Annotated in this window: 9 protein-coding genes; 4 read left to right on the top strand and 5 right to left on the bottom strand. The window is 67.7% G+C overall.

Going from position 1 to position 13,834, the window contains the following annotated elements; genetic code table 11:
* Nucleotides 1-50: 50 nt before the first annotated feature.
* On the top strand, nucleotides 51-1,082 hold the full coding sequence (locus ACZ7M2_RS15050; protein WP_471595601.1) for a LacI family DNA-binding transcriptional regulator: 1,032 nt from the start codon (nucleotides 51-53) through the stop codon (nucleotides 1,080-1,082).
* Between the two features lie 6 nt (nucleotides 1,083-1,088).
* Here the strand turns inward: ACZ7M2_RS15050 and ACZ7M2_RS15045 are convergent, their stop codons facing one another.
* The 5 genes from ACZ7M2_RS15045 to ACZ7M2_RS15025 form a co-directional block, all read right to left on the bottom strand.
* On the bottom strand, nucleotides 1,089-3,443 hold the full coding sequence (locus ACZ7M2_RS15045; protein WP_471595600.1) for a glycoside hydrolase family 3 N-terminal domain-containing protein: 2,355 nt from the start codon (nucleotides 3,441-3,443) through the stop codon (nucleotides 1,089-1,091).
* 85 nt (nucleotides 3,444-3,528) lie between these two features.
* Entirely contained in the window at nucleotides 3,529-4,359 is an 831-nt protein-coding gene (locus tag ACZ7M2_RS15040) for a carbohydrate ABC transporter permease (protein ID WP_471595599.1), read from the bottom strand.
* The gene (locus tag ACZ7M2_RS15035; RefSeq protein ID WP_471596019.1) at nucleotides 4,356-5,207 is read right to left on the bottom strand and encodes a carbohydrate ABC transporter permease; all 852 of its coding nucleotides are present in this window, start codon (nucleotides 5,205-5,207) and stop codon (nucleotides 4,356-4,358) included. The genes ACZ7M2_RS15040 and ACZ7M2_RS15035 overlap by 4 nt, the downstream gene beginning before the upstream one ends.
* A 95-nt stretch (nucleotides 5,208-5,302) precedes the next feature.
* On the bottom strand, nucleotides 5,303-6,571 hold the full coding sequence (locus tag ACZ7M2_RS15030; RefSeq protein ID WP_471595598.1) for an extracellular solute-binding protein: 1,269 nt from the start codon (nucleotides 6,569-6,571) through the stop codon (nucleotides 5,303-5,305).
* A gap of 686 nt (nucleotides 6,572-7,257) precedes the next feature.
* Complete coding sequence (locus tag ACZ7M2_RS15025) at nucleotides 7,258-7,680, bottom strand: hypothetical protein (RefSeq protein ID WP_471595597.1); 423 nt, start codon at nucleotides 7,678-7,680, stop codon at nucleotides 7,258-7,260.
* A gap of 627 nt (nucleotides 7,681-8,307) precedes the next feature.
* On the opposite strand from ACZ7M2_RS15025, the gene ACZ7M2_RS15020 reads away from it, so the two are divergent.
* The 3 genes from ACZ7M2_RS15020 to ACZ7M2_RS15010 all read left to right on the top strand — a co-directional run bounded on the left by ACZ7M2_RS15020 (nucleotide 8,308) and on the right by ACZ7M2_RS15010 (nucleotide 13,388).
* On the top strand, nucleotides 8,308-9,219 hold the full coding sequence (locus tag ACZ7M2_RS15020) for an SDR family oxidoreductase (RefSeq protein WP_471595596.1): 912 nt from the start codon (nucleotides 8,308-8,310) through the stop codon (nucleotides 9,217-9,219).
* A 203-nt stretch (nucleotides 9,220-9,422) separates the two neighbouring features.
* Nucleotides 9,423-11,033 (top strand): CocE/NonD family hydrolase, encoded by a 1,611-nt coding sequence (locus tag ACZ7M2_RS15015; protein WP_471595595.1) that lies wholly within the window; start codon nucleotides 9,423-9,425, stop codon nucleotides 11,031-11,033.
* Nucleotides 11,034-11,201: 168 nt separating this feature from the next.
* Nucleotides 11,202-13,388, top strand: coding sequence for an ATP-binding SpoIIE family protein phosphatase (locus ACZ7M2_RS15010; protein ID WP_471595594.1), 2,187 nt, complete (start codon nucleotides 11,202-11,204; stop codon nucleotides 13,386-13,388).
* Nucleotides 13,389-13,834 lie beyond the last annotated feature (446 nt).

The raw sequence follows: 13,834 nt of genomic DNA, 5'->3' as shown, positions 1-13,834 counted from the left end.
GCCCGGTGCTGTTGGCTTGCCGCGGGATTCTCGAGCGGGGCGGACGTGGAGTGACCGTTCAGGACAAGGGACAGCTGGACGCGCAGTACGGGCTGCTGACGAGCATCGCCCAGGAGGCCGGCCTGTCGCTCAGCACCGTCTCCAAGGTGGTACACCGGCGCCGTGACGTGAGTGCGGCGACCCGGGTGAAGGTCGAGGAGCTGCTGGCACGGCACGGGTTCGTACGCCCGTGGGAGCGGGAGCCCCAGGCGCCGAAGCAGATCATCACGGTGTTCCGGGACCTGTCGGGTCCGTACACGCTGGAGGTGGTCCGCGGGATCGTGGAGGCGGCCGGTGAACTCGGCATCGACGTAGTGACCGGGACTACCGGCAGACGTTCCATCTCCCAGTGGCTTCAGGAGTGCGTGGCGCTCGGTGCCGCCGGGGTGATCATCGTGATCTCGATGCTGTCCGAGGAGGACCAGCGGCGCATCATCGAACAGCGGTTGCCGGTGGTGCTGGTGGACCCGCTCAGCGCGCCCTCGTCGGACATCCCGAGCATCGGGGTCACCAACTGGAGCGGGGCCAGGGATGCGGTGCAGCACCTGCTCGGCCTCGGCCACACCCGCATCGGCATGGTCGCGGGCCGCTCGCACTCCCTGGCCGGATCGGCACGCCTGCACGGATACCGGGCCGCGCTGGAGGAGGCCGCCATCGGCTACGACCCGGCGATCGTGCGCTCCACCGACTATGACTACGACGAGTCGCTCGCCGCCAGCCTGCACATCCTGTGCGCCGAACACCCGCCGACGGCCATGTTCGCGGCCAGCGACGCGCAGGCCCTCGGCGTGCTGGAGGCGGCCCGGCAGCGGGGACTGCGGGTGCCGGAGGACCTGTCGGTCATGTCGTTCGACGACACCCTGGTGGCGGCCATGGCCTGCCCGCCGCTGAGCGCGGTGCGTCAGCCGTTCGAGGAACTGGGACGCGAGGCGACCCGGGTACTGCTCCAGGTGGCCGAGGGCCGCCCGCCGGCCTCCCCGCGCATCGAACTGGCGACGGAAATGGTGCTGCGGACCTCGACATCCGTGGCCCGCAGCACCTGAGGTCCATCATCCCCGCGCGACGCTCACCGGCACAGCGTGGTGTCGTACGACGGTCGCGTCCCGTTGCTCCCCGGTGAGCCGGATCGCCCGGGTGAGGGGGGTGTCCGCGCTCGACGCCCCGGCGTGCAGCAGGATCTCGCCGGGTTCGACGATCCGATGACCGTCCAGACCCGTGAAGGCCAGGCGGTCGGTGTGGACGTCGAAGCGGACCGTCGCCTCCTCACCGGGCTCCAACTCGACCTTGGCGAACGCCAGCAGCGCCCTTACCGGCCGGGTGACCTGGGCGAGCGGGTCGGTGAAGTACAGCTGGACCGTCTCGGCGCCGGCCCGCGTCCCGGTGTTTCGCACGAGCACCGAGACGCTGAATCCCTCATCCGTAGGCACCAGTTCACGGTCGGCCGCAAGCCTCTCGATCTCGAATGTCGTGTACGACAGCCCGTGCCCGAACGGGAACGCGGGCGTCGGATCCAGGTTGGACAGCCAGCTCTGCCTGTCGCCCAGGGGCGGATGGAGATAGGTGTACGGCTGCCCCGCAGGCGAGTTGGGGATCTGCACGGGCAGCTTGCCGCTGAAGTTGGCGGTACCCGAGAGTAGTTCGGCGATCGCGCTGCCGCCCTCTTCGCCCGGCAGGAAGACCTGCACCATGGCCGCCGTAGCGGCCGCGAACCGCCCCACGGCATACGGCCTCCCGCTGTTGACCACCAGCACGACCGGGGTCCCGGTCGCCAGCACGGCCTCCACCAGCTCGTCCTGTACGCCGGGCAGCCGCAGGTCCTCGACGTCACACCCCTCGCCCGAGGTGCCGATGCCGAACATCCCGGGCTTGTCGCCGACGACCAGCACGGCGAGATCCGCGCCGGACGCGGCGGCGACCGCGTCGGGGATCCGGGAGCGGTCCTCGTCCCGGACGGGGCAGCCCGGCGCGAAGTCCCAGTGATTATCGGCGAGTTCGCTGCTCAGTGCAGACCGCAGAGACACGGCGTCGACACCGTTGCCAAGGTCGTCGCGATCGGAGAGGACGTGGTTGGGGAAGCTGTAGCAGCCGAACATGGTGCGGACGTCGTCGGCGCAGGGACCGATCAGCGCGATCCGGCCGGTGGACGGGAGAGGCAGGGCCCCGTCGTTCGACAACAGCACGGCACTCGACCGGGCCACCGCGCGGGCGAGCTCCCGGTTCTCCGGCTTGTCCAGGTCCAGTTCGCCCGTGCGCAACGCGATGGGTTCCGGACTCCAGTCGCGATCCAGGAGCCCGAGCGCGACCTTCTGCCGCAGCACCCTGTGCACTGCCCGGTCGAGGTCGGCCTCGTCGACGGCCCCGTCGCGTACCGCGTCGGCGAGGGCGTCGCCGAAGCCGCGCTGGTCCGGGAGTTCGACGTCCAGCCCGGCCTTCAGGGCGAGTGCCCCGGCGTCGGACAGATCGGCCGCCACCCGGTGCGCGCTCACCAGGAACGGCAGCGACCAGTAGTCGGAGACGACCGTGCCCTCGAAGCCCCACTGCTCCCGGAGCACCTCCGTCAGCAGCCAGCGGCTGGCGGCGGGCGCCTCGCCGTCGATCTCGGCGTAGGAGTTCATGACGGACCCCACGCCGGCGGCGACGATCCGCTCGAACGGCGGCAGGATGACGTCGAAGAGCTCGCGCCGCCCGATCCGCGCGGGCGCGTGGTTGCGGCCGCCCATGGAGTCGGAGTAGCCGGCGAAGTGCTTGAGGGTCGCGTACACCCCGGCGCCCTGGAGGCCCAGGACATAAGCCCCGCCCATCTCGCCGACCAGGTAGGGGTCTTCGCCGTATGTCTCCTCGCAGCGGCCCCAGCGATAGTCACGGATGACGTCGACGACCGGGGCGAGACCCTGGTGGACGCCGGCGGCGGCCATGTCGGCGCCGATGGCCGCGCCGACCCGGCGGATCAGGGCCGGGTCGAAGGTGGCCGCCATGGCCAGGGAGGTGGGGTAGATGGTGGCGCCGTAGGCGGTGAAGCCGGTCAGGCACTCGTCGTGGGCCATGGCAGGGATGCCGAACCTGCTCTGTGCCATGATCTGCCGTTGGCGTTCGGCCAGCAGGCGGGCGTGTTCCAGGGCGGGCCGGGGGACGGTGCCGTAGGGGCGGGTGAGTTGGCCGAGGCCGTGGCGGGCGGTCTCGTCGAGGTCGCCGACGCGGTCGAAGAGGCTGGTGCCGGGGGCCACGTCCGGGCCGGCCGGTTCGACGTCCTCCCAGGTGCTGCTCAGCTGGGCGACCTTCTCCTTCAGGGTGAGGCGGGCGAGCAGGGCTTCGACACGATGGTCGGCCGGCCTGTCCGGGTCGGTCCAGGGGCGGTCGTCACCCGCCGGGGAGGGAGCGGAGTGGTCCGGCGTGGTGGTCGTCATGCACGACTCCTCGTGGGGGTTGTTGCCTGGGCATGCCGAGGGAGGCCGGCGCCCATGGCTCCGGCCGAGTCCCGTTCGGCGTGCGCTACTTGGAGAATCCGGCGGTGAGTCCGGCGACCAGCTGCCGCCTGGCGAGGACGAACACGACCAGCATGGGAAGGGTGGACAGTACGACCGCGGCCATTGTCGCGGGCACGTTGATGCCGAATTCGCCGCGGTAGAGGGTCAGGGCGAGCGGCAGCACGGCCTTGTCGCCGCTCTGGGTGAGGATCAGGGGGAAGAGGAAGCCGTTCCAGACCTGGAGGCCGTCGTACACCGCGACCGTCACCAGCGCGGGGCGGGCCATCGGCGCCGCGAGCGAGAACAGCATGCGCCAGTCACCGGCGCCGTCGACGACCATCGCCTCGAACAGCGAACGCGGCACGTCCCGCAGGAAGCTGACCAGGATCATCACCGTGACCGGCAGCGCGAAGGCCGCCGAGGGCAGCACGATCGCGAGCAGGCTGTCGTACATCTGCATACGGATGATCAGCAGGTAGACAGGGATGATCACCGCCTGGAGGGGGATCGCCAGACCCAGGAGGTAGAGGCGGAAGGTCAGACGGGACCAAGGATTGGTGTAACGGACGATCGAGAACGCGGCCATCAGGGCGACGACTACGACGATCACGACCGTAAGGGCGGTGACGATCACGCTGTTGACCATGTAGGTCGTGAAGTCGCCGTCCAGAACCGTCTTGTAGTTGTCCAGGGTTGGATGGCCAGGCAGCGCCAGGGGGTTCCCCGTGGTGAAGTCGGCCTGGCCGCGGAGGCTGGTCACGACCACCCAGTACAGGGGTACGACGACCAGCGCGGTCCACAGCAGAGTGACGCCGCTGATGGCGGCACGGCGCAGGGCCGTCACGACGGTGCTCACATGCCCTCCTGCTGGCTGTCCATCCGGGTGAACCCGGAAAGGCGGGTGGTCAGCAGCGACAGCCCGAGCCCGAAGACCACCAGGAGCGTGGCGACGGCACTGGCGCGGCCCATGTCGTGCGCCTGGAAACCCGTGATGTACATGGCGAGCGGCAGCACGCGGGTGGCGGTGCCCGGGCCGCCCGTGCCGCCGGACAGGACGTAGATCAGGTCGAAGTAGGTGAGCGAGCCCACCAGCATGAGGGTGCTCGACGTGACGAATGTGTACTTCAGCTGCGGCAGGGTGATCCGCAGGAGACGGGTGACGGGGCCGGCGCCGTCGATGGCGGCGGCCTCGTAGAGCGACACCGGGATCTGCCGCACACCCGCTTGGTAGAGCAGGGCGTGGAACGGCACGAACTGCCAGGCGATCACGAAGATCACCGTGTACAGGGCCAGGTCGGGCGAGCCGAGCAGGGGCTTGGCCAGCCAGTGCAGTCCCGGGGTGGCGCCGATGCCGAAGGACGGGTCGAGCAGGGCCTGCCAGGTCAGTCCGACCGCCACCGCGGAGAGCAGCAGCGGCAGGAACCACAGCACGGCGAAGAACGCCCGCAGCCGGTTCTGGGGTGCCTGGAAGAGGCCGAGCGCCAGCGACAGGGGCGTCTGGACCAGCCAGCTGACCACCATCACCTTGAGGGTGAGCCACAGCGCCTGCCAGGTGGCGTCATCGGTGAGGACTCCGGTCCAGTTGGCGAAGCCGGACCAGCCGATCGAACCGAGACCGTCCCAGTGCGCGAGGCTCAGCACCACCACACCGACCAGCGGGACCAGGCCGAAGAGGGCGAACAGGAGCAGGGCGGGCGCGGCCATGAGCAGACCGCTGTAGCGGCGGCGCCCGCCACGGGCCGTGCCCGGCCGCGCCCTGTGGGACGCGACCGGCCGCGACGTACGAACCACGGTGGTCACTACTGCGCCGCCTTGCTCATGTTCGTGCCGAACTGCTCGGGCGTGATCTGCCGCAGGAATGACTTGTCCACGTTGGTCAGCAGCGGGTCGGCCTGGTCGGAGGGCAGCGCCTGGTCCCAGGAGAGCTGGAAGTTCGGCGAGTTCTGCACCAGGTCGTAGACGAAGGTCAGCCACTTCTTGTCGTCGACCGACTTCACCGCGGCCAGCTTCGATTCCAGGCGGTTGACCGGCGGCACGCTGCCGGACGCCAGGTAGGCGTCGACCTGGGAGTCGTTTAGGACGTAGTCCTTGAAGTAGGTGAGCGCCGCGGACTTGTGCTTGCTCGAGGAGTTCAGCGACAGGAAGTTCGACGGGTTGCCGACGATGTCCTTCGCGTCGCCCTGGCCGCCGGACAGGGACGGGAAGGCCATGTAGCCAAGGTCCTTCTTCACGAAGTCCGGCGCGGCCTTGACCAGGTTGGCGTACTCCCAGGTGCCCATCAGCTCCATGCCGGCCTTGCCGGTGTACAGCAGGGCCGTGGAGGCGCCCTGGTCGTAGTTCACGGAGGAGGCGTTGTCGCCGAAGGCACCCGCCTTGGCGAGCTCCTGGAGGCGCGTGTTGGCCGCGGTGACCGAGGCGTCCTTCCAGCCTTCGGCGGAACCGGAGGCGATCTGGTCGAACGCCTGGGATCCGCCCTCGCGGTCCAGCAGGTACTCCAGGTACATCAGCGTCGGCCACTTGGAGTTGGCCGCGAGAGACATCGGGGTGACGCCGGCGCTCTTGATCTTCCTCACGTCGGCCAGCAGGTCGTCGTACGTCTTCGGTGGTTGGATGCCTGCGCCCTTGAAGACCTTCTTGTTGTAGTAGAGCACCACCGGGGCGAGGCCGTTGGCGGGCACGCCGTAGACATGGCCGTCGAAGGTGGCGCTCTTCAGGACACTCGGTGTGAACCGGCGCAAATCCACCTGCGCATCGGTGAGGGTGTCGACCTTGTGCGCCTTGACGTAGTCGTCGAGCGCACCGCCGCCCCAGCTGAAGAAGATGTCCGGGGCCTGGTTCGCGCCGAAGGCCACGCGCAGCTTCTGCTTGTAGTCGTCGTTCGCGAACAGCCGCAGGGTGATCTTCTCGTCCGGATGATCCTTGTTGTAGGCGTCCACGGACTCCTTCAGGGTCGTCTGGTCGTTGAGCGCCCACATCGTCAGTCCCTTCGACGACGAGGTGGTGGACGGCCCGGACGTCCCGCAGGCGGCGAGGACGCTCAGGGCCGCCGTCGCGGTGACCGCGGTCACGAGCGCCCGACGCGTTCTGGGAAGGACACGATCGCCTGAACGACCGAGTACCTGGAATCCGCGCATGCTCTGCCTCTCTTCTCTCGGCGTGCCTTGTTCATGTGCCAGGCAGACGAGTAGCGCGCACGAAAGGCTTTCGGTGCCCTCACCGCGGATGGTCCTGCCTGCTGGACCAGGACACTGACACGGGCTTCACAGCCGGGACAAGAAGGGGAAATCGCTCGGTTACGAAACACTTTCGCAAGCCGGTGAGAAGGAGCTCCGTCGGCAGGCGTCGCCGAGACGGGCGCCCGGTGTACGGACTACCCCGGACCGAACCCGTGGTTTACATCAACCCGGCGGCGAACTCGGAGCGCGAGCATTGGCTGCCCCTCCAGGTCGGAAAGAAGCTGGTACGGCCTGACGCCGCCGCCCGCCAACGGCTACGCCGGGGCGGACGCCGAGCGCCCCGGCGCGTCCGTCCGTTACATCATGCTCCGCCATTCCATCCGGCCTGCTCCAGACGACGATCGAGGAGCCCGTGACACTGCCGGCCGTATCTACCGGCACCAGTGGTTCGTACGACCCCACCGGCGCACTGGTCCAACTGTTCCAGCGACAACCGCCCGAACTCGTTCGAGGAGCATGGTCACGCAGTCGTCCTCACCAGGGCGGACGGGCCGCAGCGGGCGCCGGGCCTGGTGAAGTCACCACCTGGCGGAACTGTGATGAATCATGCCGCGATACGGCGGACAAGCTGCTGATCCAGCCATCGGACGGGCCGGGCGGACGCCCAGCTCGATCGGGAAGAAGATCAGCAGCGCGAGCCAGTTGTAGAAGTCGTGGACGGTCGAGGCGCCCAGCGCCCTGCGGAACTCTGTGCGGTCGCCGATGAAGGTCAGTGCGACCAGGCTCGTCGTCACGGTGGTGCCGACGTTCGCGCTCAGAATGATGGGGATCGCGCCCTGGATGGGCAACGCGCCCGACCCTACGGCGGTGACAGCGATGGCCGTCGTCGTGGTCGACGACTGGATCAGGACCGTTCCGAGAACGCCGACGCTCAGCCCGACGCCGCGGGTGCGCGGCGAAGGCGAACATGGTGTGCGCCGCGTCGCTGCCCAGCCCCGCAAAGCCGCGACTGATGATGCTCACGGCACAGATCAGCAGGTAGATCAGCCCGGCGACACCGCACCAGCCGAGGGCTTTGGTCCACGCGGGGAGCTGGATGGCTTCGGCGCCGCTCTCGGCTGCGGGGTCCGTGAGCGCCGAGCCGCCGGAAGGGGTTCGTCCGGAGGCGTCACTCTTTTTATGGCTATTGTCCGGCCCGCTGTCGGAGGTGGCTTCCGCCATGAACCAAGGCTACGAGCTCCTGACGAGGGGCGCGCGTGGCTGAGCGCTGTGCGCGCGAAGCGGACGGCTTGCGTCGTCAGCGACTGCGGTTTCTCGGCGCCCCGCGTCAGGTGGCCACGGTCGGGCTCGTCAGCCGGAGCCCCTTTGCGGGCCCAGGGCGTGCGATCGGTTTGCTCAACCGTCTTGGCTGGGCCACTCCTCCGCGGGCCGTCACTCCGATACGCGCTACGACGTGGGCGCAATGGCCAGGCGACGCCTCGCGGGCATCGCTGTGCGCGGCGGTGTCAGGTCATAGAGGACAAGCGCGGTCACGTTTCAGATCCTTATACCGGCAGTCTCTTATTAAGAGCCTGTCGGTCCGTTATGCTGTGGGGTGTTAAGGACCGTCAGTCTCTAAGGATCTCGACATGTACCAGGTTCCTGATCAGCAGGGGAAGCTTGCCGTGGTGACTGGTGCGAGCAGCGGAATCGGTAAGGAGGCTGCCAAGCGGCTGGCTGGAGCTGGTGCTGACGTCGTGCTCGCGGTGCGTACGCCGTCCAAGGGCGAGCAAGCGCGTGCTGAGATTCTCGCCGCGCACCCGTCCGCCCAAGTGGAGGTCCGTCGTATCGACCTTGCCGACCTCTCCTCAGTCCGCGACTTTGCCGATGGACTGATCGCCAACGCCAGACCGTTGGATCTGCTGATTAACAACGCTGGTGTCATGGCCCCACCGGACCGCCTGGTAACGGTCGATGGGTTCGAGCTGCAGATGGGCAGCAACTACCTCGGGCCGTTCGCGCTGACCGTCCGTCTGTTGCCGCTCCTCTTGGAAGCTACCGCTCCACGGGTGGCGACGATGGGCTGCGGCATGGCCGGCGTCGGGCGGATCAACTTCGACGATCTGCAGTGGGAACGCAGGTATCGCCCGCCTGCGGCCTATGCCCAGTCCAAGCTGGCCGATCTGATCATGGCTTGGCAGTTGTCCGAGTGGGCTGCCGCGCGCGGATGGCCACTGCTGTCCACCGGCGCACACCCGGGTAACACCCGCACTAGATGGCCGGTCACGAAATCGAACTCCGGCGGCAAGCCGAGTCTGATCACCCGGGTCTCGGCAAGGCTCATGCCGGCACAGCGGGTCGAGCAGGCCGCGGAGCCCCTGCTGTACGCGGCGACCAGTTCGGATGTGGTGGCTGGCGGCTACTACGGGCCCCGCTGGTCGTTGGTCGGACCGACGAAGGCCGGCCGCCTCCCGCGCCGAGCACTGGACCAGGCAGTCGTTGCCCGCCTGTGGCTCGAATCCGAACGCCTAACCGGCGTCTTTGTCCCTGCCCACCTCTGAACCAGCGCGCCCGCTGCTGGCGACCGATTGTGGCTTTGCTTGACGGCTCGTGCCGTCGTGGTCACGGCGGCCGCGGCACTGCATACGGCGGAGCCGCCCCGACTGGGCGAATTAGTCCGCCGCCGCTGAGCAGTTGCCGCGTGTGACGCCCGTCCACGCCCGGAGCCGGCTTGCCGGTGAACCTCAGAAAGAGAAGGTCCTCGATGAATCTCAGAAGCCACCTTGTCGAGCGTCAACTAAAGCTGTCCGCACCACTCACGCGAGACCTGGTGGTTCAGCGCGACCTCCGAGTGCCGATGCCGGACGGGGTCGTACTACTGGCGGACCGATGGGTACCGCGCAGCGGAGGCGACGGCCTGCCGACCGCGTTGATTCGCTGTCCCTACGGCCGAAGCGGCCTGGTGGCCGACATCCAGGCCCGTCCACTGGCGGAGCGCGGTTTCCAGGTCGTGATCCAGACGACTCGAGGCCGCTTCGGGTCCGGTGGCACCTTCGATCCGATGCTGCAGGAACGCGAGGACGGCCTGGCGACCCTCGACTGGCTGGTGAAGCAGCCCTGGTGCGGCGACGGGATCGTACTGCACGGTGCCAGCTACATGGGATACGTGCAGTGGGCGGTAGCCGACCGCCTTCCGCCCCAGGTCAAAGCGATCATTCCCATCGTGACCGACTCGGCGCTGATCCTGGGCCTCCTGCCGGCCGACGCCCTGTCCCTGGAGACCCTCTTCTCATGGGGAGTGGCCATCGGCACACAGGAACGCCGCTGGGCGGCGTTGCGTCAGCCGGTCCAGGCGATGAAGACGAGGCGTGCGCTGCGCACGCTGCCACTGGGCCAGGCCGACGTCGCCGCCTTCGGCGAGCGCTCCGAGATCATCCATGACTTCCTCGTCCACGATGCGGAGTCCTCGCGCTGGGCCGACGGAGACCACCGGCCCCGAGTGGCCGATGTGACCGTGCCGGTCAGCTCGATCGCCGGCTGGTACGACATCTTTCTGCCCGGCCAGTTGCGCGACTTCCAGATCCTGCAAGAAGCGGGACGCCCGGCACGTCTCACCGTCGGACCGTGGACCCACGATCTGTTCTTCAGCACTCCAGTCGACGAGGCCGTCGAGTTCGGCCTCGCCCACGCCCGCGGCGAAGAACCCCCGAAGCGCCAGCCCGTGCGCCTGTACGTCATGGGGGAGGACGCGTGGCGCGACTTCGAATCCTGGCCGCCCCGAGGCTACGAGCCGCAGCGCTTCCACCTCCATCCCGGTGGGGGACTGGCTGCGGAACCGCCCGAGGCTTCACAGCCCGACCACTTCCGTTATGACCCCGCCGACCCGACCCCTGCAGTCGGCGGCGCGCGCATGGTCAACGGAGGTGGTCGCGCCGACAACACGACGCTGGAAGAGCGGACGGATGTACTCACCTACACCACGCCCGCCCTCGATCAGGATGTGGAGATCATCGGCGAGGTCAGTGCCGAAATCTGGTTCAGCTCCAGCCTGTCCCACGCCGACGTGTTCGTCCGGCTCTGCGACGTCGATCCCGCCGGGCACTCCTGGAACATCTGCGACGGACTCATGAGCCTGGACGACGCCGACGAACCTCAGTGTGTCCCCGTTCGGCTCTGGCCAACCGCCTACCGCTTCAAGCGCGGGCACCGCATCCGCGTTCAGGTCTCCAGCGCCGCTTTCCCCCGCTACGCCCGAAACCTCGGCACCGGGGAACCGCACGTCACCGCCACCACCCTCCGCGCCGCCGACCAAACCGTCCATCACGACCCGGAACGCCCCTCCGTAATCGTTCTCCCGGTCCAGGCAGTCGACTGAAACCAAGCTGCGGCGCCCGTCACGGCGCCGCAGCAGAATGAAGCCTTCGGATGCTCTTCGACCGCGGACCCGCTCGATCCTCACCCAGGGCCTCCGCCTTCGCAGTCAGCCTTCGGCGCCGTCCTTTTGCAATCGCGCCGGGAGGACACGGAGCACTATATTTTGGGTGTGGAGGTCGAGGTAGAAGTTCTTCTCTCGGACATCGCCCGCAGTCTCAAACCGCGGACGGACGAGTTGGTCGATGCCCTCGTACAGGTCCTCCGCACGGAACTTCCTGAGTTCGAGAAGCGCAAGGACCTCGTTCCGTTGCTACCGGCAAGCGTCGTCGATCATGTCAGTGACGTACTGGACATCCTTGAGTACGGCATTGACGTGGCCAAGGCAGAGGCGCCGCACACTGCCATTGAGTTCGCGCGTCTGTTTGCGCAGTCTGGAGGGCGGCTCAGAACGCTCACGCGTGCTTATCGGCTTAGCCACGCCACTTTTCTCCAGGTGGTGCTTGAAGAGGTAGCCCAACGTACGAAGGACCCGGAACTGATCAACGGTGCGGCGGTTGCCTTGAGCTCGATGGGTTTTGACTACATCGACCGCACGGCCGAGCAGGCGGTAGAGGCCTACCAAGAGGAACGTGACCGCCGCGTACAGCGACGACTCACCACGGTCAACGAGGCTTCCACCCGGATCGGTACCACACTCGACATCACCCACACCGCCCAAGAGCTGGCAGATCTCGGTACCGAGCACCTCGCCGACCTGGTCACGGTCGATCTGCTGGATGCCGTGCTGCTGCATGACGAAGCAGGACCGGCCCCTGGCCCCCCGGTGCTGCGATGCGTCGCACAGCAATCCAGGGCCAGCCCTCGTTTCGAACCCCTGCCTGGCAGCAGACGGGGGCACACCTACCCCGAGGACTCACTGTCCGCCCGAGCGCTCGCCACCGGGCAGTCCCTCACCGAGCACGCGGCGGCCCACCGTCCCCTCTTCTGGTTGCCGCCCCTCGACCACGCGGAGCCATCGTTCCAACAGCGCATCCACTCCGTGCTGATCGTCCCTCTGCAGGCCCGCGGGGACATGCTGGGCCTCGCTCAGTTCTACCGCGGCGATATGGAAGACCCGTTCGACGACGATGACCTTCTCCTCGCCCAGGAGATCGCCTCCAGAGCCGCCGTATACATCGACAACGCCCGCCGTTACACCCACCAGCGCGCCACGGCCCTGACCCTCCAGCGCAGCCTGCTTCCCCAGCGCCTCACACCCCACTCCGCGGTGGACACCGCATACCGATACCTGCCTGCGGGAGCTCGCGCAGGCGTCGGCGGTGACTGGTACGACGTCATCCCCTTGTCCGGATCCCGGGTCGCCCTCGTCATCGGCGACGTCATCGGGCACGGGATTCAGGCCTCCGCCACCATGGGCAGGCTCCGCACAGCGGTGCGCACCCTGGCGGACATTGACCTGATGCCCGACGAACTGCTCACTCACTTGGATGACGTGGTCATCCGTCTGCAACGTGAGGAGAACCAGGCCGAGGACGAGATCAGCGCCACGTGTCTCTACGCCGTGCTCGACCCGGTCTCCGGCATCTGTTCCGTGGCAAGCGCCGGCCACCTCTCGCCAGCTGTCGTCACCCCGACCGCCACTGCCGCAGGCAGACCGGCCAAGTGCGTTGCCGACTTCCCTGAGTTGTCGATCGGGCCGCCTCTGGGCCTCGGCGGCCTCCCCTTCGAAACGGCCCAGTACGAGCTGCCCGAAGGCACGCTGCTGGCGCTGTACACGGACGGCCTGCTCCACCCGCACGGCCGTGACATCGACGTGGGCTTCAACCTTCTGTGCGAGGCCTTGTTGCATGCTCCGCCCTCCTTGGAGGAGACGTGTGACAGCGTGCTGGCCGCGCTGTTGCCCGGTCAGCCGTCGGACGACGTAGCCCTGCTCCTGGCGCGGACCAGAGGGCTGCGGGCGGACCACGTGGCCTCTTGGGACATTCCGTCCGATCCGGTGGTCGTCGCCGAGGCCCGTGCCCTTGCCGGCAATCAACTCAGAGCATGGGGCTTGGAGGAGGCGGCCTTCATCACCGAACTCGTCGTCAGCGAACTCGTCACGAACGCGATCCGCTACGGTCGGGAGCCCATTCGGCTGGGCCTTATTTTCGACAGGACCCTGACCTGTGAAGTCTCCGACAGCAGTAGCACGGCTCCGCATCTGCGTCGTGCTCGCATCTTCGACGAGGGCGGCCGGGGCCTTCTCCTGGTGGCCCAGCTCTGCGACCGATGGGGCACACGCCATACGCGCGACGGAAAGGTTATTTGGGCGGAGCAGTCTCTGGCTGGCCCGGACAACCCCTCCAACCTGATGTGAGCGGGAACCTGGCAGGGGCTTCGGCGACAAGGCTGACTTACGTGCTCCGGGGAATGACGCAGAGTGTCGACGGCGAACCTCTTGGTCACGGCCGCCGCCGCTACCGTCATCGCGGTCTGGCATAAATCCACGTCCAACACGTGTTCACTGCTCCTGGAACCAACATGGGCGTAGCTGAGTCCTATTACGCGGGGATCAGACCCTCGCGAAAACGCCGGGATGCATACGGGATATTGCATCATGCGTTCGGTTTGCGACGCGTTCACAACAACCACAGGGCGCCTTCGCCGATTCAGTGAGCCATGTCACACGGGTGAGCGTCGCTGGGCGGTCACCCGGTCTGGCCTTCGAACATTCAATGCTGCTGCCTCATGGTGTATCGCCAGCGGCATATCTGTGTTGCCTTCTTCACGGCGGACTCGTCATGGACTCGCATTCCGTGTCGT

It is taken from the genome of Streptomyces sp. NPDC111507, assembly GCF_055638955.1.
Note: the sequence above shows the minus strand (reverse complement) of the source record. Positions and strands in the feature narration are given on the sequence as shown.

Bases quoted from the DNA above. Each gene is read 5' to 3' on its own strand.
- ACZ7M2_RS15045 (WP_471595600.1), bottom strand. From the start codon at position 3,443: ATGACGACCACCACGCCGGACCACTCCGCTCCCTCCCCGGCGGGTGAC.
- ACZ7M2_RS15035 (WP_471596019.1), bottom strand. From the start codon at position 5,207: ATGGCCGCGCCCGCCCTGCTCCTGTTCGCCCTCTTCGGCCTGGTCCCG.
- ACZ7M2_RS15020 (WP_471595596.1), top strand. From the start codon at position 8,308: ATGTACCAGGTTCCTGATCAGCAGGGGAAGCTTGCCGTGGTGACTGGT.
- ACZ7M2_RS15015 (WP_471595595.1), top strand. From the start codon at position 9,423: ATGAATCTCAGAAGCCACCTTGTCGAGCGTCAACTAAAGCTGTCCGCA.